At 67.2% G+C, this 23,375-nt stretch carries 28 protein-coding genes; 16 read left to right on the plus strand and 12 right to left on the minus strand.

The features are described 5' to 3' along the window. Nucleotides 1-118: 118 nt before the first annotated feature. The gene (locus tag ABLE91_RS10030) at nucleotides 119-841 is read left to right on the plus strand and encodes a glutathione S-transferase family protein (RefSeq protein ID WP_348930677.1); all 723 of its coding nucleotides are present in this window, start codon (nucleotides 119-121) and stop codon (nucleotides 839-841) included. Here the strand turns inward: ABLE91_RS10030 and ABLE91_RS10035 are convergent. Then, on the minus strand, nucleotides 819-1,439 hold the full coding sequence (locus ABLE91_RS10035; RefSeq protein WP_348930678.1) for a hypothetical protein: 621 nt from the start codon (nucleotides 1,437-1,439) through the stop codon (nucleotides 819-821). The genes ABLE91_RS10030 and ABLE91_RS10035 overlap by 23 nt on opposite strands. Further along, nucleotides 1,436-1,918 carry a protein-export chaperone SecB gene (gene secB, locus ABLE91_RS10040; RefSeq protein ID WP_348930679.1) on the minus strand — a complete coding sequence of 161 codons (483 nt, stop codon included), beginning with the start codon at nucleotides 1,916-1,918 and terminating at the stop codon, nucleotides 1,436-1,438. The genes ABLE91_RS10035 and secB overlap by 4 nt, the downstream gene beginning before the upstream one ends. Before the next feature lie 104 nt (nucleotides 1,919-2,022). On the opposite strand from secB, the gene ABLE91_RS10045 reads away from it, so the two are divergent. Continuing rightward, nucleotides 2,023-2,241 carry a DUF1674 domain-containing protein gene (locus ABLE91_RS10045; protein WP_348930680.1) on the plus strand — a complete coding sequence of 73 codons (219 nt, stop codon included), beginning with the start codon at nucleotides 2,023-2,025 and terminating at the stop codon, nucleotides 2,239-2,241. 121 nt (nucleotides 2,242-2,362) lie between these two features. On the opposite strand, the gene ABLE91_RS10050 is transcribed toward ABLE91_RS10045, so the two are convergent. After that, complete coding sequence (locus tag ABLE91_RS10050) at nucleotides 2,363-3,169, minus strand: undecaprenyl-diphosphate phosphatase (RefSeq protein WP_348930681.1); 807 nt, start codon at nucleotides 3,167-3,169, stop codon at nucleotides 2,363-2,365. 234 nt (nucleotides 3,170-3,403) lie between these two features. Between ABLE91_RS10050 and ABLE91_RS10055 the strand changes: the two genes are divergently transcribed. From ABLE91_RS10055 to ABLE91_RS10065, 3 genes are all read left to right on the plus strand, one after another. Further along, nucleotides 3,404-4,093: a glutathione S-transferase family protein gene (locus tag ABLE91_RS10055; RefSeq protein WP_348930682.1), complete on the plus strand. Its 690-nt coding sequence runs from the start codon at nucleotides 3,404-3,406 to the stop codon at nucleotides 4,091-4,093. 485 nt (nucleotides 4,094-4,578) lie between these two features. Further along, nucleotides 4,579-5,703: a tRNA epoxyqueuosine(34) reductase QueG gene (gene queG / locus ABLE91_RS10060; RefSeq protein ID WP_348931191.1), complete on the plus strand. Its 1,125-nt coding sequence runs from the start codon at nucleotides 4,579-4,581 to the stop codon at nucleotides 5,701-5,703. Beyond that, nucleotides 5,700-6,593 (plus strand): Rossmann-fold NAD(P)-binding domain-containing protein, encoded by an 894-nt coding sequence (locus ABLE91_RS10065; RefSeq protein ID WP_348930683.1) that lies wholly within the window; start codon nucleotides 5,700-5,702, stop codon nucleotides 6,591-6,593. The genes queG and ABLE91_RS10065 overlap by 4 nt, the downstream gene beginning before the upstream one ends. Before the next feature lie 99 nt (nucleotides 6,594-6,692). Here the strand turns inward: ABLE91_RS10065 and ABLE91_RS10070 are convergent, their stop codons facing one another. Further along, entirely contained in the window at nucleotides 6,693-8,648 is a 1,956-nt protein-coding gene (locus ABLE91_RS10070; protein ID WP_348930684.1) for a SpoIIE family protein phosphatase, read from the minus strand. A gap of 241 nt (nucleotides 8,649-8,889) precedes the next feature. Between ABLE91_RS10070 and ABLE91_RS10075 the strand changes: the two genes are divergently transcribed. Then, on the plus strand, nucleotides 8,890-9,291 hold the full coding sequence (locus tag ABLE91_RS10075; RefSeq protein ID WP_348930685.1) for a D-Ala-D-Ala carboxypeptidase family metallohydrolase: 402 nt from the start codon (nucleotides 8,890-8,892) through the stop codon (nucleotides 9,289-9,291). Nucleotides 9,292-9,305: 14 nt separating this feature from the next. Here ABLE91_RS10075 and ABLE91_RS10080 read toward each other — a convergent pair whose 3' ends face one another. The 3 genes from ABLE91_RS10080 to hemE form a co-directional block, all read right to left on the minus strand. Further along, entirely contained in the window at nucleotides 9,306-9,803 is a 498-nt protein-coding gene (locus ABLE91_RS10080; protein ID WP_348930686.1) for a universal stress protein, read from the minus strand. Between the two features lie 15 nt (nucleotides 9,804-9,818). Continuing rightward, nucleotides 9,819-10,244, minus strand: a complete 426-nt coding sequence (gene hemJ, locus ABLE91_RS10085) for a protoporphyrinogen oxidase HemJ (protein WP_348931192.1) — start codon at nucleotides 10,242-10,244, stop codon at nucleotides 9,819-9,821. A 192-nt stretch (nucleotides 10,245-10,436) separates the two neighbouring features. Beyond that, nucleotides 10,437-11,477 (minus strand): uroporphyrinogen decarboxylase, encoded by a 1,041-nt coding sequence (gene hemE, locus ABLE91_RS10090; protein WP_348930687.1) that lies wholly within the window; start codon nucleotides 11,475-11,477, stop codon nucleotides 10,437-10,439. A gap of 396 nt (nucleotides 11,478-11,873) precedes the next feature. On the opposite strand from hemE, the gene ABLE91_RS10095 reads away from it, so the two are divergent. The 8 genes from ABLE91_RS10095 to ABLE91_RS10130 are packed head-to-tail and all read left to right on the plus strand — an operon-like array spanning nucleotide 11,874 to nucleotide 17,454. Beyond that, entirely contained in the window at nucleotides 11,874-12,728 is an 855-nt protein-coding gene (locus ABLE91_RS10095; protein WP_348930688.1) for a pyruvate, water dikinase regulatory protein, read from the plus strand. After that, nucleotides 12,725-13,339 carry a Maf family protein gene (locus tag ABLE91_RS10100; protein WP_348930689.1) on the plus strand — a complete coding sequence of 205 codons (615 nt, stop codon included), beginning with the start codon at nucleotides 12,725-12,727 and terminating at the stop codon, nucleotides 13,337-13,339. Before ABLE91_RS10095 ends, ABLE91_RS10100 begins: the two co-directional genes overlap by 4 nt. Further along, nucleotides 13,336-14,181 (plus strand): shikimate dehydrogenase, encoded by an 846-nt coding sequence (locus ABLE91_RS10105; RefSeq protein ID WP_348930690.1) that lies wholly within the window; start codon nucleotides 13,336-13,338, stop codon nucleotides 14,179-14,181. Before ABLE91_RS10100 ends, ABLE91_RS10105 begins: the two co-directional genes overlap by 4 nt. A gap of 21 nt (nucleotides 14,182-14,202) precedes the next feature. Continuing rightward, nucleotides 14,203-14,799, plus strand: coding sequence for a dephospho-CoA kinase (coaE, locus tag ABLE91_RS10110; protein ID WP_348930691.1), 597 nt, complete (start codon nucleotides 14,203-14,205; stop codon nucleotides 14,797-14,799). 10 nt (nucleotides 14,800-14,809) lie between these two features. After that, nucleotides 14,810-15,532, plus strand: a complete 723-nt coding sequence (gene dnaQ / locus ABLE91_RS10115) for a DNA polymerase III subunit epsilon (protein ID WP_348930692.1) — start codon at nucleotides 14,810-14,812, stop codon at nucleotides 15,530-15,532. Nucleotides 15,533-15,562: 30 nt separating this feature from the next. Beyond that, nucleotides 15,563-16,015, plus strand: coding sequence for a GNAT family N-acetyltransferase (locus ABLE91_RS10120; protein WP_348931193.1), 453 nt, complete (start codon nucleotides 15,563-15,565; stop codon nucleotides 16,013-16,015). Between the two features lie 57 nt (nucleotides 16,016-16,072). Further along, a complete protein-coding gene (locus tag ABLE91_RS10125; protein ID WP_348930693.1) occupies nucleotides 16,073-16,981 on the plus strand; it encodes a YihY/virulence factor BrkB family protein in 909 nt (302 codons plus the stop codon). Continuing rightward, complete coding sequence (locus ABLE91_RS10130; protein WP_348931194.1) at nucleotides 16,981-17,454, plus strand: MmcB family DNA repair protein; 474 nt, start codon at nucleotides 16,981-16,983, stop codon at nucleotides 17,452-17,454. The genes ABLE91_RS10125 and ABLE91_RS10130 overlap by 1 nt, the downstream gene beginning before the upstream one ends. 16 nt (nucleotides 17,455-17,470) lie before the next feature. Here ABLE91_RS10130 and ABLE91_RS10135 read toward each other — a convergent pair whose 3' ends face one another. From ABLE91_RS10135 to ABLE91_RS10150, 4 genes are all read right to left on the minus strand, one after another. Beyond that, entirely contained in the window at nucleotides 17,471-17,929 is a 459-nt protein-coding gene (locus tag ABLE91_RS10135; protein ID WP_348930694.1) for a PIN domain-containing protein, read from the minus strand. Continuing rightward, nucleotides 17,926-18,171, minus strand: a complete 246-nt coding sequence (locus tag ABLE91_RS10140; RefSeq protein ID WP_348930695.1) for a type II toxin-antitoxin system Phd/YefM family antitoxin — start codon at nucleotides 18,169-18,171, stop codon at nucleotides 17,926-17,928. Before ABLE91_RS10140 ends, ABLE91_RS10135 begins: the two co-directional genes overlap by 4 nt. Nucleotides 18,172-18,255: 84 nt before the next feature. Continuing rightward, nucleotides 18,256-18,810: an ActR/PrrA/RegA family redox response regulator transcription factor gene (locus ABLE91_RS10145; RefSeq protein WP_348930696.1), complete on the minus strand. Its 555-nt coding sequence runs from the start codon at nucleotides 18,808-18,810 to the stop codon at nucleotides 18,256-18,258. 89 nt (nucleotides 18,811-18,899) lie between these two features. Next, complete coding sequence (locus ABLE91_RS10150) at nucleotides 18,900-20,216, minus strand: ActS/PrrB/RegB family redox-sensitive histidine kinase (RefSeq protein WP_348930697.1); 1,317 nt, start codon at nucleotides 20,214-20,216, stop codon at nucleotides 18,900-18,902. A 261-nt stretch (nucleotides 20,217-20,477) separates the two neighbouring features. On the opposite strand from ABLE91_RS10150, the gene ABLE91_RS10155 reads away from it, so the two are divergent. Both ABLE91_RS10155 and ABLE91_RS10160 read left to right on the plus strand, forming a co-directional pair. Next, nucleotides 20,478-21,845: a polyhydroxyalkanoate depolymerase gene (locus ABLE91_RS10155; RefSeq protein WP_348930698.1), complete on the plus strand. Its 1,368-nt coding sequence runs from the start codon at nucleotides 20,478-20,480 to the stop codon at nucleotides 21,843-21,845. Nucleotides 21,846-22,004: 159 nt separating this feature from the next. Beyond that, the gene (locus tag ABLE91_RS10160) at nucleotides 22,005-22,763 is read left to right on the plus strand and encodes a M48 family metallopeptidase (RefSeq protein WP_348930699.1); all 759 of its coding nucleotides are present in this window, start codon (nucleotides 22,005-22,007) and stop codon (nucleotides 22,761-22,763) included. A 92-nt stretch (nucleotides 22,764-22,855) separates the two neighbouring features. On the opposite strand, the gene ABLE91_RS10165 is transcribed toward ABLE91_RS10160, so the two are convergent. Then, entirely contained in the window at nucleotides 22,856-23,350 is a 495-nt protein-coding gene (locus ABLE91_RS10165) for a DoxX family protein (protein WP_348930700.1), read from the minus strand. Between the last annotated feature and the right edge of the window lie 25 nt (nucleotides 23,351-23,375).

Here is a 23,375-nt window from a genome sequence, read left to right on the forward strand (position 1 = left end):
GGCGGGGTTGTCCCGGTCACGACATTGTTTTGAGCGGACCCGGCGATGAACGCCGCCAAAGCCGAAGCTTGGCCGGCCGGGCGAGATGGGATAGGCCCTGCCCCGATGGAGGAACGCGATGATCACGCTCTATTCCTATCCCGAGCTTTTCGGCGTCGCCGACAATAACGGCTACGGCCTCAAGGTCTTCGCATTCCTGCGGCTTGCCGGCCTTCCCTTCACGCACGAGCACATCTTCGACGCCTCCGCCGCCCCGCGCGGCCAGCTGCCCTATATGGTCGAGGATGGCGAGACCGTCGGCGACAGCGCGGCGATCATCGCCCACCTGACCCTAAAGCATGCCCTCACCCTCGATGCGGGCCTCACCCCCGCGCAGCGCGACACGGCGCTCCTCGTCACCCGCCTGCTGGATGACCTTTACTGGGTCATGTCCTATTCCCGCTGGAAGGACGACGCTTTCTGGCCCGCCTTCAGCGCGGCGCTGCAGCGCGAGCATCCGAGCCTGACGGACGAGGGCCTGCAGAAGGCACGCGCGTTCAATTTCCAGCGCTATCACTACCAGGGCATCGGCCGCTACGATCCGGAGGCGACCTATGCGCGCGGCCTCGCGGACCTGAGGGTGCTGGCGAACCTCATCCCGGCGGAAGGCTATGTGTTCGGGCCGAAGCCCACGAGCATCGACGCAGCCATCTACGGCTTCATCGCCAACATCTATTTTTTCCGGATCGAGACACCGCTCCGGCAGTTCGTGATGGCGCACGAGAACCTCGTGCGGCACTGCACCGCCATCCATGCCGCCATCGGCTGCGGAGACGGTTCTATTCCGCCCAGCCGAGTGTGATCTGGCTGACGAACGGCCTCACCGCCCGCATGGCGGTGGATGCGGAAGAGAATTCCGTGTCGCCGGAGGCGCTGTTCTGCGCCTTCTCGCTCGCCTTCGGGTCAGGCTCGAACCGGATGCCAAAATGGCACCCGCTCGGGGGGCTGGTGAGCTTGCCCTTTTTCCAGTCCGTGACGTAGCCGCCATAGTCCCAGCTGAAGCCGGACAGCGTGAACGGCTTTCCGTTCAGCTTCTCCACCTCGGCAAGGGGCGCGCCGATGGCGATCGTCTGGCCCCCGGGGCTTGCAACGCGCCATTCCGAGCCGTCGCCCACGCGGATCAAGGCGGGCCGGCGCTGCCGGTCGGTATCGTGCCAGAGGATTTCGATGCGCCGCTTGGGGTCGTCGGCGAAAACGAGGGTGCCGGTCTCGGTGGCGCCCTCCCCCACATAGATTTCGCCCCGGCGCACATTCTCGGCGCCGAAGGCTTTTTCCGCAGCAGCCAGGTTGGCCTGCTTCGCGAACGGGCCAGTGCAGTCGAGGACCGTCGGGGCCTGTGCCCGCGCCGGAAGGGCGCCGAGGCACAGGGCCGTTATGATGAAGGCGCGAACGCCCCTCACGCCTGCCCGGCGGTGCCGAGGCGCTGCGCTTCGGCGGCCATGCGCTGCTGGTAGAGGGCAGCGAAGTCCACGGGGTCGATCATCAAGGGCGGGAAGCCGCCGCCGCGCACCGCCTCGGCCACCACCTGGCGGGCGAAGGGGAAGAGCAGGCGCGGGCACTCGATGAGCACCACCGGCTGGAGGCTCTGCTCGGGAACGTTGCGGACCTTGAAGATGCCGCCATAGACGAGGTCGAAGGCAAACAGGGTGGTGCCCTGAACCGTGGCGCTGCCGTCGATCTTCAGCTCAACCTCGAACTCCTCGTTCTGGAGCGGGCGGGCATTCACGTTGATCTGGATGCTCACGTCCGGCTGGCCGCCGGGATTGGCGAGCGAGCGGGGCGCATTGGGATTTTCGAACGACAGATCCTTGATATATTGCGCGAGCACGTTGAGCGCGGGCGCCTTGTTGTCCGTCGGGCCGCCATTCTGCGTCGCCATGCTCGTCTCCTAAAGGTCTGCGTGCTCGCCCCCGGCGAGGTCGCGGGTCGCTAGCATGCCTAAAGGCGGGGGGCAAGGATGGCGGGGCGTGGGAGAGACAGCTTATGACTTATGAAAAGAAAGCCTTCGAGCCGGCCACCCTGGTTCCCGAGGAACGGCCCTTGAGCGATGCCGCCAAGCGCGCCCTTGCGGAAGCCGCCGAGCGCCGCGCCGCCATCGACGCGGCCGCGCAGGCCATGCCGAAGGAGCTCAACGGCCGCGGCGGCAAGGAGCCGGTGCGCTACGGCGACTGGGAAGTGGGCGGCATCGCCAGCGATTTTTGAGGTTTCCCCTCGCTTATGAACGTCATGGCCGGACTTGATCCGGCCATCTCTCAGCAGTCCGGGAGCATACTGCAACGGCAAGAGATCCCCGGGTCGAGCCCGGGGATGACGATGGGACCCCTCACCCAAACACCATCAGCGCCACCAGCCCCGTGACGCCCACGCCGATGCGCCACCAGCCGAACGGCGCGTAGCCGTGGCGGGAGACGAAATCCAGCAGGCTGCGGATCACCAGCACCGCCGCGCAGAAGGCCGCCACGAAGCCGATGGCGATGAGCAGCCCGTCATCGAACGAGAGCGCGTTGCGGTTCTTGTAGAGGTCATAGGCGAACGCCCCGGCCATGGTGGGCAAGGCGAGGAAGAAGGAGAATTCCGCCGCCGCCCGCTTGTCCACGCCGAACAGCATGGCGCCCACGATGGTGGAGCCCGAGCGCGACATGCCTGGGATCATGGCGACGCACTGGCAGAGGCCGATCTTGAGCGCCATGGAGAGCGGCAGGCCCATGGCGTTGTTGTAGCGCGGCTCCGGCGCGATGTGGTCGATGAACAAAAGCACCACGCCGCCGATGATGAGCGTGCAGCAGATCAGCATGGGGGATTCGAACAGAACCGCCTTGATGAAGCCGTGGGCCGCCGCCCCGATCACGGCGGCGGGAAGGAAGGCGATGAGGATGCCGAGGACGAAGCGCCGCGCGCCCGGATTGGAGGGCAGCATCATGGCCACGCGCAGGAAGCGCTGGAAATAGACGGTCAGGATGGCCAGCACCGCGCCGAGCTGGATCAGCACCTCAAAGGTCTTGCCCGTGCTCTCGAAGCCGAGAAAGTGCCCGGCAAGCAGGAGATGGCCTGTGGAGGAGACCGGGATGAACTCGGTAAGCCCTTCCAGAACACCGAGAAACAGGGCTTCGAGCATGGTGCCGAGGGTCATGGGTCCGTCCGCTTTACGGGGAATCAGCCGCGCGGCGACACGGCGCCGGCATCCTGCGGCCTCCCATCCGGGCGCGCAATCGCGCGCTCGTGAACGGGCGGTATTGTCCCAGGGAGAGGTGTTTCCTTTGGTTCACCATGTGGCGGCATTGCCACATCGGCGCCGGTCATTGCGTCTTGCGGCACCGCGAGAACATCTCTAGACCGAGAACGCCGGAGCGGCGAAATCCCCAAAATGCATCTGCACCACCATCCCTTCTGCCCCCATTCGCGTTTCATCAGGCTCGTGCTCGCCGAATATGGCATCGAGCCCGATCTGGTGGAGGAGCGCGTGTGGGAGCGCCGCGCGGACTTCCTGGCGCTGAACCCCGCCGGCGAGACCCCCGTGATGGTGGAGCAGCAGGCCCCGTCCGTTCCCGGCGCCTCCATCATCGCCGAATATCTCGACGAAACGCGCGGCCTCGCCTTGGGCGACCGGCGGCTGCTGCCCGAGAATCCGGCGGACCGGGTCGAGGTGCGCCGGCTGGTGGCCTGGTTCAACGAGAAGATGTTCCTCGACGTCACCGACCATCTGGTGCGCGAGCGCATCTACAAGCGCTACATGAAGGCGGACCAGGGCGGCGGCTCCCCCGACGCCACGGTGCTGCGCGCGGCGCGGGCCAATATCCGCTATCATCTCAAATATATCGGATGGCTAGCCAAGGCGCGGAACTGGCTGGCCGGCAACCGCCTGACCCATGCGGATCTGGCGGCCGCCGCCCATCTTTCCGTGGCCGATTATCTGGGCGATGTGCCGTGGGACGAGGACGAGCACGCGAAGGAATGGTACGCGCGGGTGAAATCCCGGCCGACCTTCCGCGGCCTGCTGAGCGACAGCATTCCGGGCATGCCGGCCTCCAAGACCTATACGGACCTGGACTTCTGAATATCTCCGCCGCTGACCAAGCTCCCTCTCCCGCTTGCGGGGGAGGGCTGGGGGGGGGGCCGGCCGAAGGCCGCTCTGTGCCCCCCAATACCGCACCCGGCGATCTCCCCCTTCCAACCCTCCCCCGCAAGCGGGAGAGGGCTATTCCGGCCGATCCGGCACCCTCCGACGCCCTTCTCTCTCCCGCGTCTTTCTCTCCCTCCCCCCTTGCGGGGGAGGGTTGGGGAGGAGGGTATGATGCCGCCAAGACCACCACCGCCAGCGCGAACGGAGAGACACCCCCCTCCCTGCCCTCCCCCGCAAGGGGGGAGGGTTCTCCCGAATGGATCATCCGCGCCAGCAATCCCCCTCTCCCCGAGGGGGAGAGGGTCGGGGTGAGGGGGAACCACCCTCTCAATTCTGAAGCGACGGAGCCCCCTCACCCGGCTGCTGCGCAGCCGACCTCTCCCCCTCGGGGAGAGGTTGAGCACTCCCGCCTCTCCAGCCTGAAATCCCATCTCCGCACCCTCGCCGCATCCGAAGGCTTCGACGCCTTCGGTATCGGCGACCCCGATGCCGTGCCCGAAGCCGGCCCCCGCCTCGCTCAATGGGTGGCCGCGCAGCGCCACGGCGACATGGGCTGGATGGCGGACACCCTGGAGCGCCGCGCCCATCCCCGCGCTTTGTGGGGCGAGATCCGCGCCGTCGTCATGCTCGGCCTCAATTACGGGCCGGACGAGGACCCCCGCTCCATCCTCGAAGAGCGCACAAACGGCGCCATCTCCGTCTATGCCAGGGGCGAGGATTATCACGAGCTCATCAAGGCGAAGCTGAAGCGCCTCGCCCGCGCCCTCCTCGCGGAGGCCGGCGAAGGCGACGTGAAGGTGTTCGTGGATACCGCTCCGCTCATGGAAAAGCCCCTCGCCATGGCGGCCGGGCTGGGCTGGCAGGGCAAGCACACCAACCTCGTCTCGCGCGCCAAAGGCTCCTGGCTGTTCCTCGGCGCCATCGCCACCACCTTGGAGCTGCCGCCCGATACCGCCTCCGGCGATCATTGCGGCGCGTGCCGGGCGTGCCTCGATTCGTGTCCCACAGGCGCTTTTCCCGCGCCCTACCAGATCGACGCTCGGCGCTGCGTCTCCTACCTCACCATCGAGCATAAGGGCCCGATCCCGCGCGATCTGCGGCCCCTCATGGGCAACCGCATCTATGGCTGCGACGATTGCCTCGCCGCCTGCCCCTGGAACAAGTTCGCCGCGGAAGGGCGCGAGATGAAGCTCGCCGCCCGCGCCGAGAACAAGGCCCCGGCCCTTAAGGAGCTTGCCGCCCTGGACGACGCCGCCTTCCGCGCCCGCTTCGCGAAAAGCCCCATCAAGCGCACGGGGCGCGCCCGCATGGTGCGCAACGTGCTGGTGGCCATAGGCAATTCCGGCGATCCGGGCTTCGCGCCGCAGGCCGCGGACCTGCTGTCGGACCCCGAGCCTCTGGTGCGCGGCGCGGCCGTCTGGGCGCTGTCGCGCCTTCTTCCCACGGCGGATTTCGCACAGATTGCTGCGCAGCATGCGCGCAGCGAAGAGGATGCGGAGGTTGCCGAGGAATGGCGGGCGGCCCTCCCCCCGGCGGCCGCATGAGGACGCTGCTCGCCGTCGGCCTCGGCTATTGCGGACGCCATCTCCTGGTTCAGGAGACCGGCCTGTTCGCCCGCGCCTTCGGCACCAGCCGCAATGCCGATGTTGCGCACAATCTGGCGGATCTCGCCCAGCCGGGACTTGAGGTGAACGGCATCGTGTTCGACGGCGAAACCCTCCCGCCGGCGCTCAGAACCGCCATCGCCGAGGCCGATGTGCTCCTCCTCTCCGCCCCGCCGGACGGCAACGGAGATCCATTGCTGCGCGTGGCGGGGCCGGCGCTCAAGGCCAGCCCGCGCCTCGCCCAGGTGATCTATCTCACCACGCTGGGGGTCTATGGCGACCATGACGGCGCCTGGGTGGACGAAACCACCCTCCCCCGCCCCGGCTCCCTGCGCCTGCAGCGGCGCGTCGCCGCCGAGGCGGACTGGCAGGCGTTCGGCCGCGGGAAAGGCGTTCCCGTCGCTATCCTGCGCCTCGCCGGCATTTACGGGCCGGGGCGCAATGCTTTGGTGCAAGTGCGCGCCGGGCAGGCCCGGCGCATCGACAAGGCGGGGCAGGTCTTCAACCGGGTCCATGTGGACGACATCGCCACCAGCATCCGCGCGGTGGTGGAGCGGCGGTTCGACGGCGTCGCCAACATCACCGACGACCTTCCCACCGCGCCCGGCGAGCCCGTGGTCCATGCGGCCAGCCTGCTGGGCCTCGCGCCGCCGCCGGCCGTGCCGTTCGAGGAGGCCGCGCGGGAGATGAGCCCCATGGCGCTCACCTTCTGGGCGGGCAACAAGCGCGTGCGCAACGCGGTGATGAAGGAAAAGCTCGGGGTCGCGCTGAAATATCCGACCTATCGCGAGGGCCTCGCGGCGCTTCATGCGGCGGGCGAGGGGAAGTAACAATCCGCCGGCGCTCGCACGCTGCCGTTAAGGAAACTGTCGCGTCATTCCCTCCCCCGCAAGCGGGAGAGGGAGTGCTCACCACCTCGAGGGAGATTGTCAGCCACCCGCCTCCAGCCACACCTTGAACGCTTCCAGCTCCGGCCGGCCCTGCGTGGCCACTTCGCCGGCAAGACGCAGACGCGCGGCGGGGTCCTCTTCATGCTCCACCTGCCGCGCCAGCGCCGCCGTGCCGGCAAGGCCGAACTGGCCCAGCACGCCGGCAAAGGCGTGGGCTGAGGGGATCAGCGCCTGCGCGTCCCCTTGCGCCACCAGCTCCTCCCATTCCGCAAAACGGTGGGTGGCATTTTCCACGAACCGTCCGGCGAGCCGGCGGAAGCTGTCCTCACCCACCGCCTGGCGCAGCGCGCCCACGCCTGAAAGGTCGAGTTTGGTCTCGGGAGCGGGAGAATTCACCGGCGGAAGGTCCGGCGCCGGGGCTGGGCGCGCCGGCTCGGGCATGGACGAGGGCTCCGGCGACGCCGGCACCGCCATGGCGGGCAGCCCGCCAGCTTTCTCCGCAGCGGACATGCCCTCGATGAGGATCAGCACCCAGTCATCCTCCGGGTCCGGCCCGAGACGCGCGGCGATCTGGGTGGAGACGCCGGCCACCACCTTCGCCAGCGGCTGGCGGGAGCGCGCGTGCACCTCCGCGATCAGCCAGTCGGGGCAGGGGCCGCCGCTCGCCAGCTCCGTCGGGTCGAGGCCGTCGGTGGCGAGCAGCAGCCGCTCGCCCCATTCCAATCTCAGATTCACGCTCTCATAGCGCGCATCCTGGGCGAAGCCGAGAAGAGGCCCGTCGGCGGCCACCGCCCGCGCGCCGGCGCGGGAGAGAACCATGGGGTAGGGGTGGCCGGCGGAGGCGATCTCGATGGCCCCGTCCTCCCACAGGTCCACCACCAACGCAGTGGCCATGGCGGCGTCGAAGCCGGGCTCGGAGAAGATGAGGTTCGACCAGCGGGTGAGATATTGCGAGGGGCCGAGCTGCTCGCCCACGTCCAGCGCGCGGATCATGGCCGCCTGCGCCACCGCGCCGGCCTTGGCATTGATGCCGTGGCCCATCACGTCCACCAGCACGATGCGCTCGGCCCCGGCGCGCGGCAGGTGCACCACGAGGTCGCCGCCGCCGATGTCCGCCGTCTCGTAGCGCAAGGCGAGGTTGAACGGCCCGAGCCGTTCCGGCAGCGCGGGGCGCACCAGATTCTCCAGCGCGGCGCCGAAATAGCGCAGCAGCCGCGCCCTCTGCCGGGTGGAGCGAACCAGGGCGAGCGCCACCGTCTCCAGCAGCGCGGCCGGCTGCACCGGCTTGGTGAGGAAGGTGTCCACCCCGAGCTCCAGCGCCCGCACCCGCACGGAGGGATCGCCGGTGATCATGACGAAAGGGATGGGCGGGCGCTCGCTGTCATCCTCCAGCGCCTGCACCAGCGCCGTTCCAGGCTCGGAGCCCAGGTGGAAATCCGTGAGGATGAGATCCACCGTGGTGGCGGCCGCCACCTCCAGCGCATCCTTCAGATTGGCGGCGGCGAGCACGCGATAGTGCGGTTCCAGGAGGCCGAGATAGGTCTCCAGCAGCACTTCCTCGTCCTCCACCACGAGGATCAGGGGTCGCCGGCGCGCCAGGAGGCGGCGGATGGTGAGCCGGTTGGGCGGGCCCTGGACATAGGTCACCCGGTCCAGCGCCCGGCGCGCCAGGGCAAGGCCACGGCCGGACATGCCGTCCGCCGCCCCGGCCAGGGATGCGCGCGCCCAGCGGGCGTCGAATTCCGAGAAGGGGCCGCCATCGTCCTCGATGGTGATGGTGAGGACGATGCCGTCCAGCACCGCTTCCAAAGCGAGTTCCCTGGGCGGGGGATCGGCGTGGGTCACGAGGTTCGCGGCCAGCTCCGCCACCGCCAGCACGATCTCGTCGGCCACATCGGCGCCGAGGCGCAATTGGGCGAACTGCCGGCGCAAAGCCTTGCGCAGCCACGACACGTCTTCCAGCGTCGCCGGCCGGCGCGCCTCGAACAGCTTCACCTCGTCCCCCTGTCGCGAACCCCCCGCATGTTGGCAGGAAACCGGCGGCGGGGGCCAGTCTCATTGCGGCACCGCCCACGCTAAGTTGCAGTGCTTGTCCGGTGCGCCTTATTCGTGCCGCATCCGGGCGTCACATCCCCGGCCCGCCGATAAGACCCCCATTGGGCCCGGCCATCGCAGCCCTGACCGCCGTGCGCGCGGGCTCGTCCTTTTCACATTCCCCCGTCCATAGGAGCCTTGATTGGCGCTCATCCTGCGTTTTGTCCTGCTTGTCCTCGTCTCCCTCACCGCCCTCGCCCCGGCCCACGCCAAGGCGCGCAAAGCCCCGGCGCGGTCACAATCGGGCCAGACCAGCACCGATTGCGTGCCCGATACGCTGAAAGCCGTGCTGTCCGACGTCTCCGCCAAGTTCGGTGCTGTTGAGGTCATCTCCACGAACCGGCCCGGCGCGGTCATCGCCGGCACGCGGAAAGCAAGCCTCCACCGTGCCTGCCGCGCCGTGGACTTCAAGGTCGCCACCGGCACACGTCGCGCGGTGATTGCTTATCTGAGGGCCGACCCGCGGGTGCAGGGCCTCGGCATCTACCGCTCGGGCCACATCCATATCGACAACGGGCCGTACCGCGTCACCTGGAACAAGTGACCTGGAACAAGTTATCAGGCGAGCGCGTCCAGCTCCTCGTCGGAAAGCGCGCCCGGCACGATGGTGACCGGAATGGGAAAGCGCGCCGAGGCAGGGCCCGCGAGAAATCCCACCAACGGGCCGGGGCCCTCGCTCCCGGTGCCGGCGGCGAGCACCAGCACGGCGATGTCCCGGTCCTCCGCGATCAGCGAGAGGATCGCCTCGGCCTTGGTGCCCTCCCGGATCACACCCTCCGCCGCCACACCGGAAATATGCCGGGCGCGGGCGGCGAAATGGTCGATGCGCTCCTGCATGGCCTCGGTGGCCTCGGCGCGCATGAGGTCGGCGACGCCGAGCCATTGCTGGCGCACATCCTCCAGCTCCAGGATGCCGAGCATCACCACGCCCGAGCCGGTGCGGGCCGCGCGGCGCGAGGCATAATAGACCGCCCGGTCGCATTCCGGGGTCTCGTCCACGATCACCATGAACTTGCGCTGGTGGCCGGGCTCGTGGATCTGGCGCTTGGGGTTCATAGGCTCAGCCTAGCCTCAGAACGGCTTCACCACGACCAGAATGACGATGCCGATCATGAGAAGGGCCGGCACCTCGTTCACCATCCGGAAGAAGCGCTCGGTGCGCCCGCGCTGGTCGGTGGCGAATTCCCGCATCCACTTGGCCTGCATGCCGTGGAAGGCGGACATGGCGATCACGAGGGCGAACTTCGCGTGCATCCAGCCCTGCGTGTACCAGCCGCCGTCCCAGACGAGATAGAGGCCGGCCAGCCAGGTGAGGGCCATGGCGGGATTGGCGATCTGCCGCAGCAGCCGCTTTTCCATGAGCTTGAACGTTTCGGACTGCTGCGAGCCCACCGGCGCGCCGCAATGATAGACGAACAGGCGCGGCAGATAGAGCAAGGTCGCCATCCAGGAGATGACGGCGATGATGTGCAGCGCCTTGATCCAGAGATAGAGCATGCGCACGCCTTGTTGGAATGGATCTCGACAGGCTTGTGCCATGGGCGGCGCGCGCGAGCAAAGGCGGCAGGAAGACCCGGCCAGCGAAATGCGCGTCATGGCCGGGCTTGACCCGGCCATCTCCCGGGAAACCGGGTGGAGAGAGATCCCCGGGTCAAGCCCGGGGATGACGCCTGCAAAAACGAGGAGGCGTCAGAGGTCCCGCACCTTCTCCACCATCCGCTCCACATGGGCGATAGGTGTCTCGGGGCGGATGCCGTGGCCGAGATTGAAGATGTGCCGCAGACCGTCGAAGTCGTTGCGGATGCGGATGATCTCCTCGTCGAGCTGCGCCCCGCCGGCGATCAGGCGCAACGGGTCGAGATTGCCCTGGAGCGCGGTCTTTTCCCCCAACTTGCGCAGGCTCGCGCGGTCGGCCGTCCAGTCGAGGCCCACCGCATTCACGCCGAGCGCCGCGATGCGGGTCAGCGCCTGGACCGACGCCCCCTTCGGGAAGGAGATGATCCGCGCCTCGGGATGGCGCGCCCAGATGCCGGCGGCGATGCGCCCCAAGGGCTCCAGGCACCAGCGCTCGAACGAGATGGGATCGAGCACGCCCGCCCAGGTGTCGAAGATCTGCACCACGTCGGCGCCCGCCTCGATCTGGCCGACGAGATGGGTGATGGACGCTTCCACCAGCAGGTCGATGAGCTTCTGGAACAGCTCCGGCTCGCGTAGGGCCAGGAGCCGGGCCGGTCCCTGATCGTCCGTGCCTTTGCCGGCCACCATATAGGTCGCCACCGTCCAGGGCGCGCCGCAGAAGCCGATGAGCGCTGTATGGGGCCGCAGGGCCGCCTTGGTACGCGCCAGGGCTTCGTAGACCGGTCCCACCCGCGCGGGATCGAGGGTTTCCGACAGGCGCGCCAGGCCCGCCGCATCGGTCACGGGATCGAGCCGCGGGCCCTCGCCAGTCTCGAACCTCAGGCCGACGCCCAGCGCATGCGGCACCACGAGGATGTCCGAGAAGATGATGGCGGCATCGAAATCGAAGCGCTTGATGGGCTGGAGGGTCACCTCGGCGGCGAGCTCGGGCGTGTAGCAGAGCGTGAGGAAATCCCCCGCCTTGGCCCGTACCTCGCGATATTCGGGAAGATATCGCCCGGCCTGCCGCATCATCCAGAGCGGAGGAGGGTTGAGCGAGGCTCCATCGAGGACGGCGAGAAAGGGCGAACGGCTCGCGGAGGCTCGGGTCATTCCCCATCCCACTTAAAATTAAAGGAATCTTTTTAAAGAGAGAGTCTTTTGAGTCTTAACGGTTGATTAACCATTCCCAACGCCATCGACAACCGGTCCACAGGGCACACCCCTCTCCGGCACCATGACGCACCGCCGTTCTTGCGCCGGCAAAGTGGGTTAATCAAAGGTTAAGGGGCGTGCTGCAGGGCGAACGTCCACATGAGTTCACAGCCAGGGCGTTTCGTGGCGTCCCCAGAGGCTGAAATGTGGATGGATATTCCCACTATCCGCAGGACCGCCTTGCGTGGGCCTTTCGGGCATGCCTTCCTGCACACGCCGTCCACAGGGGCGTGGACAAGTGTGCGATCGCGCGTTCCGAAGGAGCCTGCGATCCGCCTTCAGGAGTTGAAACGCGTGAGTGGCGAGAAGGTTACGCAGCCCGCATACTTTCACCTGCATCTCGTCTCCGACGCGACCGGGGAGACGCTGATCAATGTGGGCCGGGCGGCCTGCGCGCAATATTCCAACGTGCTGCCCATCGAGCACGTCTATCCCCTCGTGCGCTCCATGAAGCAGCTCGAGCGGGTGCTCACCGAGGTGGAGACCAATCCCGGCATCGTCCTCTACACCCTGGTGGACAAGGACATCCGCGAACGGCTGAAGAACCGGTGCCGCGAATTGGGCGTGCCCTTCCTCTCCGTGCTGGCGCCGGTGGTGCAGCTCTTCCAGGCCTATCTCGGCGGCGAGCCGCAGCCGCGCATCGGCGGGCAGCACGCGCTGGACGCCACCTATTTCAAGCGCATCGACGCGCTCAACTTCACCGTCATGCACGATGACGGGCACATGACCGAGGATCTGGAAGACGCGGACGTGGTGCTCATGGGCATCTCCCGCACCTCCAAGACGCCCACCTCCATTTATCTCGCCAATCGCGGGGTGAAGACGGCGAACATCCCGCTGGTGCCCAACGTGCCGCTGCCGCCCAATCTGGAGAAGCTGAAGAAGCCTCTGGTGGTGATGCTGGTGGCGAGCCCCGAGCGCATCGTGGAAATCCGCCAGAACCGCCTTCTGGGGTTGAATGCGGCGTCTCCCAGCGCGGCCTATGTGGACCGCGAGGCGGTGTCCGAGGAACTGGCCTTCTCCCGCCGCCTGTGCGCCCGCAATGCCTGGCCCATGATCGACGTGACGCGCCGCTCCATCGAGGAGACCGCCGCCGCCATCATCGGCCACCTCAATGAGCGCCGCCGCCGGAGCATTGTGGAGACATGAGCCTGTGGTGCGGCGCCCACCCCCTGGTGCTCGCCTCGAAAAGCGCGGCACGGCGCGCGGTGCTGGAGGCGGCGGGCATTCCGGTGGAGATCGTCTCCGCCGACGTGGACGAGCGGAAAATGGAAGCCGAGGCTCCCGCGGCCGAGGCGGCGCCCGATGATATTGCGCGGCTCCTCGCTCGGACCAAGGCGCTGGCCGGTGCCACAAAGCTTGATCCCGACCGTTATGTGGTGGGCGCCGACCAGACCCTGGCGCTCGGTGGCCTCGTCTTCCACAAGGCGCCGGACCGGGCGGCCGCGAAGCTCCAGATCGCCCGGCTCGCTGGCCGCACCCATGTTCTCCATTCCGCGGTTGCCGTGGTGAAGGATGAGGAGGTGCTGTTCGAGACGGTGGAGAGCGCTTGCCTCACTATGCGCCCGCTTTCGGATGCGGAGATCGACGCCTATCTCGATGCCGCCGGCACGGCCATTCTCGGCTCGGTCGGTTGCTACCAGCTGGAATCCCTCGGGGTGCATTTGTTCGAGAAGATCGAGGGTGATCATTTCACCATTCTCGGCCTGCCGCTGCTGCCGCTGCTGGGTTTCCTGCGCGCCGAAGGACTTGTTTCGTGACCACCCGCATCTGCGTCGTCGGCCATCCGGCCGCCTATTCCCGCTCGCCCATGCTGCACGGTTATTGGATCAAGAAGCACGGCATCGATGGCGAGTATGGCCGCGAGGACGTGCCGCCGGAGACGGCGCCGGATTTCTTCGCGCACCTCGCGACCCGTTACCAGGGCTGCAACGTCACCTCGCCCAATAAGGAGATCGCCTTCCGGGCCGTGGACGAGGCGGATGAGACCGCCCGGCGGCTGGAAGCGGTGAACACCATCTGGTTCGAGGGCGGCCGCATGATGGGCGGCAATACCGATGCCTATGGCTTCCTCTCGAATCTCGACGAGGGCGCGCCCGGCTGGTTCAAGTCCGGTCGGCCAGTTTTGGTGTTGGGTGCCGGCGGGGCCTCGCGCGCCATCGTCGACGGGCTGCTGGACCGGGGTGTGGAAAAGCTGTGGCTTGCCAACCGCACTCTGGAGCGGGCGGAAGCGTTGGCGGACCTTTTCGGCCCGCGCGTCCATCCCATCGGGCTTGGGGATATCGCCGGCCCCATGGGCGAAGCCGGACTCATCGTGAACACCACCTCGCTGGGCATGAAGGGCCATGAAGCCCTTAACATCGATCTCACCCCCGCCCGCGTGGATGCGGTGGTGACGGATGCGGTCTATGTGCCTCTGGAAACGCCTTTCCTGAAGGCCGCCAAGGCGCGGGGCCTTGCCACGGTGGATGGGCTCGGCATGCTGCTGCACCAGGCGGTGCCGGGCTTCGAGCGCTGGTTCGGCGTGCGGCCCGTCGTGGATGCGGGCCTGCGCGCGCTGATCGTCGAAGATCTGCGCGCCAAGGGCCAGCTGGAAGCCTGAACCATGTGGAAGGCTTAAGGGATGTGGATTCTCGGCCTCACCGGCTCCATCGGCATGGGCAAGTCCGCCACCGGCGGCCTGTTCGCCGCCGAGGGCGTGCCGGTGCATGATGCGGACGCCGCCGTCCACGATCTCTACCGCAATGAGGCCGTGCCGCTCGTGGAAGCCGCCTTTCCCGGCGTTGCCCGGAATGGAGTGATCGACCGCCCGGCACTGTCCCAGCGCGTTCTCGGCAATCCCGAGGCCTTGAAGCAGCTCGAGGCCATCGTCCATCCCCTGGTGCGCGCCTGCGAGGAGCAATTCCTCGCCAAGTCCCGCGCCTCAGGCGCCCGGCTGGTGGTGCTGGACATTCCGCTTCTGCTGGAGCTGGGGGGTGAGAAGCGTGTCCATGCGGTGGCGGTGGTCAGCGCGCCGGAAGCTGTGCAAGCCGCGCGGGTTCTCGGCCGTCCGGGCATGACGCCGGAGCGGTTTGCCCTCATCCTCGGCAAGCAGATGCCCGATTCGGAAAAGCGCCGCCGCGCCCATTTCGTCATCGACACCAGCCGGGACTTCTCGGCGGCGCGGCACCAGGTGCAGGGCATCGTGCGCGCCTTGAGCGGGCCGGGCCGGCGGGACTGAGGGACAGACAATGCGCGAGATCGTGCTCGACACCGAAACCACGGGCCTCGATCCCCTCAAGGGGGACCGGCTGGTGGAGATCGGCTGCGTGGAGATGGTCAACCGCATCCTCACGGGCAACGTCTTCCACATCTATCTCAACCCCCAGCGGGACATGCCGCAGGAGGCGTTCAACGTTCACGGCCTCTCTGCCGAGTTCCTGTCCGACAAGCCTTTGTTCGCGGACAAGGCCGACGAGTTCCTGGCTTTCATCGCCGACGACACGCTGGTGATCCACAACGCTGCCTTCGACATCGGCTTCCTCAATGCCGAGCTGGAGCGGGCGGGTCGTCCGGTCATCGCCCGCGACCGCGTGGTGGACACGCTGGCCCTCGCCCGGCGCAAGCATCCCGGCGGGCCGAACAGCCTCGACGTGCTGATGAACCGCTACGGCATCGATTCATCGCGCCGGGTGAAGCACGGGGCGCTGCTGGATTCCGAGCTTCTGGCGGAGGTCTATAGCGAGCTCCTGGGCGGTCGGCAGGCCATGTTGGTGGGCCTCGTGGAGGAGGAGACCAGCGCGCCGCGCCTTGTGGCCGCCGAGGTCGCCGCCGCCCGCCAGCGCCCGGTTCCCCTGCCGTCGCGCCTCACGGCCGAGGACATCGCCGCCCACACGGCTTTCGTGGAGAGCCTGGGGGAGAAGGCGCTGTGGGCCAGCTATCTGCCCAAGGACGAAGGCGCGAGCGCAGCCTGAGTGCTTATTACGGCCGAGCAACGTGAGGAGATGAGACACAGTCCTCGCCCGGCCACCCACGATGACCTGCGGGCCATTCAGGAGATCGTCCAGGCCGCATATTCCCGCTATGAGGCCCGGATAGGGCGCAAGCCGGGTCCCATGCTGGATGACTACAGCGCTCTGATCGACGAGGGGCGCGTGCACGTCGTGGAGTGCTCCGGCATGGTGCAGGGGGTTCTCGTCCTCATCCCCCAGCATGATGCGATGCTGCTCGATAACGTCGCGGTTGCCCCTGCTGCGCAGGGCTCGGGCTTGGGGCGCGCGATGCTGGAGTTTGCAGAGCAGGCCGCACGCGTCGCAGGCTATCGCTCCATCAGGCTCTATACGAACGAAGCCATGACGGAAAATATCGAGCTCTATTCTCGCATTGGATACTCTGAAACGCACAGGGTGGAGGAGAAGGGCTTGCGGCGGGTTTATATGTCCAAGCGGCTCGCCTGACTGACGAACCAGGGCCGCTCCCCATCCGTGGCTGCCTCGTTTATGAGTTCGCGACTGATGCTGGAGACGACCACGGAGCGGAAAAGCGGCATGTTGCGGCGCGGCTACCACATCGTCATGGATGCCTTCTGGACCTTCGTCGCAGACGATGGATGGGCGATCGCCAGCCACATCGCCCTGTCCATCCTCATGTCGCTGTTCCCGTTCCTGATCTTCGTCACCTCCCTCGCCGCCTTCCTCGACCTGCGGCCTTTGGCCAACGAGACCATCCAGCTCATCCTCGACACCTGGCCGGACCAGGTAGCCGAGCCGCTGGCCCGCGAGATCTACAACGTGGTCAATCATGTGCGCGCCGACCTGCTGACCTTCGGCGTCGCCTTCGCCATCTATTTCTCCTCCAATGGCGTGGAGAGCCTGCGCATCGGGCTCAACCGGGCCTATCAGATGCGGGAGGAGCGCGCCTGGTACCGGCTGCGCCTGGAATCCATCGTCTATGTGCTGATCGGCGCCGGCGGCATGCTGGCCTTGTCCTTCCTGGTGGTGCTCGGGCCCCTCTTCTGGAGGCTCATCGAGATCCACCTTCCCGCCGTCCGGCATCTCGCCCCGGCTGTGACGCTGGCGCGCTATCTCGCCACCTCCGTGGTGCTCATCATCGGCCTCGTGGTGGCCCACAAATGGCTGGCGGCGGGGCATCGCACCTTGAAGGAGGTGGCGCCGGGCATCGGCATCACGCTCGCTTTGTGGCTCATCGCTGCGGCCGCCTTCGGCTTCTACCTCGCCGAATTTCCGGCCAATTACGTGACCACCTATGCAGGGCTCGCCTCGGTGATGATCGCGCTCGTCTTCCTGTATCTGACGGCGACCATCTTCCTGTTCGGGGGCGAGTTCAACGCCGCCATCGCGCGGGCGCGCGCCGCCAAGCAGGAGCGACGCGGGGAGGGGCTGGAAGCGGAGATGTCGTCGTGATCACCGAGCCGGCCCTGAAGATCGACGGCCGCCAGTCGCCCACCGCCCTCGCGCTCCAGCGCGGCGTGCTGCGGCACCTCGCGGCGCTCGGGCTCATGGGCATCCCGGAATTCTGCCTCGCCTCCGGCCGGCGCGCGGACATCACGGCCATCGACCTGAAGGGCGAGATCACCATCATCGAGATCAAGTCCTCGGTCACGGATTTCCGCACCGATGTGAAATGGCCGGAATACCGCTTCCATTGCGACCGTCTGTTCTTCGCGGTGACCCCGGACTTTCCCACCGAGATCCTGCCCGACGACGTGGGGATTCTCGTGGGCGACGCCTTCGGGGCCGAGATGCTGCGCCCGGCGCCGGCGCATCCTTTGCCCGCGGCCACCCGCAAGGCCATGCTCATCCGCCTGGCACGGGCGGGGGCCGGGCGGCTCTCCTTGCTGTATGACCCGGAGCTGCGGGGGCTGGGGGAGCTTTAGGGCGAGCGCGTGGCGATCATCGGCTGCCCGGGGGTGTGAGCACCGCTGTCAGAAGCGCGTGCCCGGGTGATGCGAAAGGATTGACCACCGTTACGCCGCCCCAGGTGAAAGAGTCCTGGAGATCTTCAGAGAGAAGCACCCGGCATCCGACATGTGAGGCGCTGGCGAGGATGACCGCATCCCAGATGCCGAAATGATGATCCGTCGCGAGGTCTGCCGCCGCCGCCATGATGTCGGGCGAGGTTTCAACCACGAGAAACGTATCGCGCCAGCCGAGGATCGCTTCGCGGGCTTCAGCGCGCGACCGTCCGGCCTTGCGGACGAGAACATTGAACAATTCGCCGAGGACCTGGACGGGGATGACCGTTGGTGCCTGCGAAAGCTGCCGCACCAGATCGAGCGCGGCGTCCCGCTTCTCCAGTCCGTTAACACCCTCCGCATAGGCAAGAACATTGGTGTCGAGCGCGACCCTCACCGATCGTCCTCGTAAAGCTCTTCGCGCGTCCAGCGACCCGCCTCGATGACCTGCTGCTTTTCGAGGCGCGCCAACAGGAGTGCCCGTGCGCCCGAAGTCGACGCGTTCTCGCCATGGGCCGGAACAATCCGCGCGACGGGCCGGCCGTGGCTTGTCACCACATAGCTGTGCCCGTCGCGGACCCCCCGCAGAAGAACGGAAAATCTGCGGTTGGCATCGGCGGCGGAAACAACCTCATCCATGTCGCGGCACACATAAAGTAGTCATTTTAACTACTTTAGCTGCGAGTTCCCCATGGGGCAAGGATCACCATAAAGGCGTGACCCTCAGCGCGGCGCGCGCTTCGCCAGGATGCGCTGCAAGGTGCGGCGGTGCATGGAGAGGCGGCGGGCGGTCTCGGAGACGTTGCGGCCGCACAATTCATAGACCCGCTGGATATGCTCCCACCGCACCCGGTCGGCGGACATGGGGTTCTCCGGAGGAGACGGCTTGTGGTCGCCGCTCGCCATCAGGGCCGCCACCACGTCGTCGGCATCCGCGGGCTTTGCCAGATAATCCACGGCGCCAAGCTTAACGGCGGTCACGGCGGTGGCGATGTTGCCATAGCCGGTGAGCACCACCGCGCGGGCGCCGGGGCGGTTCTTCTTCAGCGCCGAGATCACGTCGAGGCCCGTGCCGTCACCGAGGCGCATGTCCACCACGGCATAGGCCGGCGCCGAGCTTTCCACCAAGGCCAGCCCATCGGCCACCGTCTCGGCGGTGGAGACAGCGAAACCCCGCGTCTCCAAGGCGCGGGCGAGGCGCTGGAGGAAGGAGCGATCATCGTCCACGAGCAGAACAGAACGCTCGCCCTCGATCTCGGGCAGGGTGGTCTCGACCATGGTTTTCTTCCTTGGGACGCGGAACTTGCCGCGGCTTTTACTCCGCTTTGGGGGGAGAATAGGGCCGAACGTGGCGTTTTGTCGCGTTTTTATGCATCGATGGCGAGCGCGCTGCGCATCCAGGAGATTTTCACCTCCGCGCCGGTGACCGGCTGGGGGCGGTTCTCCACCCACAAAGTGGCCCCCGTGCGCTCCAGCAGGGTCTTGGCGATGAAGAAGCCGAGGCCGAGGCCGCTCTCCTCCTCCGCCGGCGCCTGCCGGTCACGGGCGCGGCTCGTCACATAAGGCTGGCCGATGCGGTCGCTCACTTCCGGGGCGAAGCCCGGCCCGTCGTCGCGCACCACGATCTCCATGCGGGTGGTGGTCCAGCGGGCTTCCAGCTCCACCCGTGTCTTGGCGAAGTCCACCGCATTCTCAACCAGGTTTCCGAGCCCGTAGATGAGGCCGGGATTGCGGGCGAGCACCGGCTCATCGTCCCGGTCTTCGGGCAGGGCGACCGAGATGGTGATGCCGAAATTGCGATGCGGCTCAACCACTTCTTCCAGAAGGTGCGAGAGCGGCATGCGGTCGAACGGGGCATCGCCAGAGCCGAGAGAGGTCAAGGTCTGGAGGATGTCGCGGCAGCGCTTCACCTGATCGCGCAGCAGGAAGACGTCGTCCGCATGGGGGCTGTCGGGCGCCATGGAGCGCTCCATCTCCTTCACCACCAGAGCGATGGTGGCGAGCGGCGTGCCGAGCTCGTGGGCCGCCGCCGCGGCGAGGCCGTCGAGCTGGGAGAGATGCTGCTCGCGGGCCAGCACCAGCTCGGTCGCGGCGAGGGCGTCGGCCAGTTCGCGCGCCTCTTCCGCCACCCGCCAGGAATGCAGGCCGATGAAGCCGATGGAGACCGAGATGGACACCCACATGCCGGCCAGGAACAGGTCCGGCAGCATGGGCCGGTCGGGGCCGGACCAGGGCAAAGGCTCATGCCAGAGGCCCACGGCGCCCGCGCAGGTGATGGCGAACAGGCCGAGGGTCACCGTCGTCGTCCAGGAGAGAGCGGCGGCGGAGATCATCACCGGGGCGAGATAGAGCAGCGCGAACGGGTTGTTGAGCCCGCCCGTGAGGTAGAGCAGGACCGTGAGCTGCAGCACGTCATAGGCGAGCAAGGGCCCCGCCGAGAGGTCGCTAAGGCGCCGGGCGATGGGAAAGCGCACCCGCAGCAGCAGGTTCACCACCGCCGAAAGCGCCACCGCCGCAAGGCACGCGATGACGGGCAGGGGAAAGCCCAGCAGCACATGGACCACGAACAGGGACACGGTCTGGCCCACCACGGCCAGCCAGCGCAGGCGAATCAGGGTGTCCAGCCTGAGGCCCAAAGACCTTCCGTGCGGGAAATTTGAGAAGATGGAAGAGGAGGCGATCATGGGCTCGGCCGAAGCTTGACGGGAAGATGGAACCATACACCGACGGAAAGCGTCTTTATTCAAGAAGTTACACTGTCATATGCCGTTCGGGTGGTAGCGTGATCGTGCGTTCTAGCCTGCCTGTTGTTTAGTCGTTAGGGAGTTTGGCGCAAGCATAGTTGTGCACGATGGGAAAAATCATCTCATGGATCTTTGGTCGTGATTGACCGTTTGACACCCGCACGACACTGTCTGCATCTGAAACGAGGATGAGGTTCCAAGATGGCCATAGGTGAATTCGGCGGCGCTGTTAAGCAGCCCGCCGTGAGCGGGACGACCCTCTCCGCTCCACTCTATTGGATATATGAGATGGCCCACGCGGCGCTCAATCCATCCAGGGCCATGGCCGATGCCAGCCGCCTCTTTTTCAAGAACCCCATGAACCCCGCTGCCCATACCAGCATGGGCAAGTCCATGGCGGCCGGCTTCGAGCTGTTCGAGCGCGCGACGCGCCGCTATGCGAAGCCCGAATGGCGCCTGCCCCATGCGCTGGTGAGCGGCATGCGGGTTCCGGTCCATATCAATCCCGTGTGGGAGCGGCCCTTCTGCCGGCTGCTGCATTTCGAGCGCGCGTTCGAGCATCCCCCGCGCCGGCCCCAGCCCAAGCTCGTCGTCGTCGCGCCCATGTCGGGCCATTACGCGACCCTCCTGCGCGGCACCGTGGAAGCCTTCCTCCCCACCCACGACGTCTATGTGACCGACTGGGCGGACGCGAAGATGGTGCCCCTGACCGAGGGCCGTTTCGGGCTCGACGATTATGTGGACTATCTCATCTCCATCTTCCACCGCATGGGCGGCGACTGCCACGTGCTCGCCGTGTGCCAGCCGGCGGTGCCCGTCGCCATGGCCATCGCGCGCATGGAGCAGATGGAGGACCCCTTCGTTCCGAAATCCATGATCCTCATGGGCGGGCCCATCGACACCCGCGAATCCCCCACGGCGGTGAACCAGCTGGCGGTGGAGCGGGGCGCGGAATTCTTCCGCCGCAATGTCATCACCAACGTGCCCTGGCCCCATCCCGGCGCCATGCGCGAGGTCTATCCCGGCTTCCTCCAGCTCAATGGCTTCATGACCATGAACCTGGATCGCCACCTCATCGCCCATGCGGACCTGTTCCGCCACCTCATCCAGGGCGACGGGGATTCGGCCGAGAAGCACCGGGAATTCTACGACGAATACCTCGCCGTGATGGATCTCGACGCGGCCTTCTACCTCGAGACCGTGGAGAAGGTCTTCGTCACCCATGCCTTGCCCAAGGGCGAGATGACCCATCGCGGCCAGCCCGTGCGCCTGGAGGCCATCCGCAACGTGGCGCTCATGACGGTGGAAGGCGAGAAGGACGACATTTCCGGCGTCGGCCAGACCTTTGCCGCCCATCGCCTGTGCACCAACGTGCCCGAGGACAAGCGCGCCCACTGGCTCCAGCCGGGGGTCGGCCATTACGGCGTGTTCAACGGCTCGCGCTTCCGCGCCGAGATCGCCCCGCGCATCTCCGACTTCATCCTGAGCCAGGAATTGCCGCGCCGCACCGAGGGCACGAGCGAGGGCGCCACCGTCACCACCCTGCGGCCGCGCCTCGTTACCACCTGAAGCTTGGCGCGCCGTTCCGGTCAAACATCCCCATGGGGGCGCCGTTCGCGCCCCCTTTCCATGGGCGCCAATCGCATCCTAGGATGGGATCGAAAGCGATTCCCCGCGCCGGCAAAGCCGCGCAGGGTCTCCGCCAGAACCCGTTTCCCTTGGATTGCCATGCTTTTTCGCAGGCAGGACAGGACGCCCCCCGTGCGGGCGCCGGAATGGATCGAGCTTGCGCTCGATGAGGAGGTGGTGCGCGTCGCCGTGCGCCGGCACCCCTCGGCCCGCCGCCTGACGCTGCGGGTGCGCGCCGCCACACGTGACGTTGCCGTCACCGCGCCGCCGGGCGTCTCCTTCGCCACCGCCGCCGCCTTCGTGCAGCGCCATGCCGCCTGGGTGCGGGCCCGTCTCGTGCGCCTGCCGGAGACGGTGCCCTTCGTGGACGGCGCGATCATACCGCTGCGCGGCGAGCCGCACCACATCGTCCACCGCCCCGGCGCGCGGGGCACCTGCTGGGTGGAGCCCGGCGCGGACGGCGAGATGCTGCTGTGCGTCGCCGGCGATGCGCCGCATCTGTCCCGGCGGGTGCTGGATTTCCTGAAGCGGCAGGCGCGCGCGGACCTCATCGAGGCGGTACGCCGGCATGCGGTGGCGCTGAAGGTGGAGACCGGCCCGGTCACCCTGCGCGACACGTCGAGCCGCTGGGGCTCATGCTCGGCGGACGGGGCATTGTCCTTCTCCTGGCGGCTCGTCCTCGCCCCGCCGCACGTGCTGGACTACCTCGCCGCCCATGAGGTGGCGCATCGGCTGGAGATGAATCACGGCCCGCGCTACTGGCGCAATGTGGAGCGTATCTTCCCCGGCCGGCGCACGGCGGAAGCCTGGCTGCGCACCAACGGCGCGGGATTGCACAGGTTCGGCGCTTCCGCTTGAGGCCGTCATCCCCGGGCTCGACCCGGGGATCTCCAAGAATTCTGCGAGATGGCCGGGTCGAGCCCGGCCATGACGACGAAGAGGAACGGGGTCTATCCCTTCCTGCCCAGCGCGAAGCGGCCCGGGCCGGCGACGAAATAGAACATCAGGCCGCCGATGATGCCCATGTTTTTCAGGAACTGGGTCTGCTGCATCATGGCCGGGCCCGCATCGGGGATGTCCCAGAAGCGATGGGCGATGAGGGTCGCCACCAGCACGAAGCCGCCCGCCAGGATGGCGGTGATGCGGGGCAGGAGCCCAAGGATCAGCAGGATCGGCGTTCCCGCCTCCACCACGGCGGCGACGATGGAGAGGATGTCGGGATAGGGCACGCCCATGCGGCCCAGCATGGCGGTGGTGCCGCCGAGATCGGTGATCTTCCTGAAGCCGGACGGCAGCAGCAGGGCGGCCATCAGGAGCCGCCCTGCGAGCAGCGCCAAATCGTCGATGAAGGACATCTGATCTTCCCGTTCCGGTGCACCGGCCCAACCGCCGGCTCTGCTTTGTGCGGCGATGCACAGGATTCGCGCAACGGCGCCACCCAACACGAACCTGTGAGGTTGAAGCTGGCCT

Origin of the sequence: Aquabacter albus (genome assembly GCF_040049275.1) — a bacterium.
Lineage (GTDB): Bacteria > Pseudomonadota > Alphaproteobacteria > Rhizobiales > Xanthobacteraceae > Aquabacter.

Bases quoted from the DNA above. Each gene is read 5' to 3' on its own strand.
- ABLE91_RS10125 (WP_348930693.1), top strand. From the start codon at position 16,073: ATGCTGGAGACGACCACGGAGCGGAAAAGCGGCATGTTGCGGCGCGGC.
- hemE (WP_348930687.1), bottom strand. From the start codon at position 11,477: ATGACCCGAGCCTCCGCGAGCCGTTCGCCCTTTCTCGCCGTCCTCGAT.
- ABLE91_RS10030 (WP_348930677.1), top strand. From the start codon at position 119: ATGATCACGCTCTATTCCTATCCCGAGCTTTTCGGCGTCGCCGACAAT.
- ABLE91_RS10045 (WP_348930680.1), top strand. From the start codon at position 2,023: ATGACTTATGAAAAGAAAGCCTTCGAGCCGGCCACCCTGGTTCCCGAG.
- ABLE91_RS10065 (WP_348930683.1), top strand. From the start codon at position 5,700: ATGAGGACGCTGCTCGCCGTCGGCCTCGGCTATTGCGGACGCCATCTC.
- dnaQ (WP_348930692.1), top strand. From the start codon at position 14,810: ATGCGCGAGATCGTGCTCGACACCGAAACCACGGGCCTCGATCCCCTC.
- ABLE91_RS10100 (WP_348930689.1), top strand. From the start codon at position 12,725: ATGAGCCTGTGGTGCGGCGCCCACCCCCTGGTGCTCGCCTCGAAAAGC.
- ABLE91_RS10050 (WP_348930681.1), bottom strand. From the start codon at position 3,169: ATGACCCTCGGCACCATGCTCGAAGCCCTGTTTCTCGGTGTTCTGGAA.
- ABLE91_RS10155 (WP_348930698.1), top strand. From the start codon at position 20,478: ATGGCCATAGGTGAATTCGGCGGCGCTGTTAAGCAGCCCGCCGTGAGC.
- ABLE91_RS10160 (WP_348930699.1), top strand. From the start codon at position 22,005: ATGCTTTTTCGCAGGCAGGACAGGACGCCCCCCGTGCGGGCGCCGGAA.
- ABLE91_RS10145 (WP_348930696.1), bottom strand. From the start codon at position 18,810: ATGGTCGAGACCACCCTGCCCGAGATCGAGGGCGAGCGTTCTGTTCTG.
- coaE (WP_348930691.1), top strand. From the start codon at position 14,203: ATGTGGATTCTCGGCCTCACCGGCTCCATCGGCATGGGCAAGTCCGCC.
- ABLE91_RS10120 (WP_348931193.1), top strand. From the start codon at position 15,563: ATGAGACACAGTCCTCGCCCGGCCACCCACGATGACCTGCGGGCCATT.
- ABLE91_RS10150 (WP_348930697.1), bottom strand. From the start codon at position 20,216: ATGATCGCCTCCTCTTCCATCTTCTCAAATTTCCCGCACGGAAGGTCT.
- ABLE91_RS10080 (WP_348930686.1), bottom strand. From the start codon at position 9,803: ATGAACCCCAAGCGCCAGATCCACGAGCCCGGCCACCAGCGCAAGTTC.
- ABLE91_RS10055 (WP_348930682.1), top strand. From the start codon at position 3,404: ATGCATCTGCACCACCATCCCTTCTGCCCCCATTCGCGTTTCATCAGG.
- secB (WP_348930679.1), bottom strand. From the start codon at position 1,918: ATGGCGACGCAGAATGGCGGCCCGACGGACAACAAGGCGCCCGCGCTC.
- ABLE91_RS10140 (WP_348930695.1), bottom strand. From the start codon at position 18,171: ATGGATGAGGTTGTTTCCGCCGCCGATGCCAACCGCAGATTTTCCGTT.
- hemJ (WP_348931192.1), bottom strand. From the start codon at position 10,244: ATGCTCTATCTCTGGATCAAGGCGCTGCACATCATCGCCGTCATCTCC.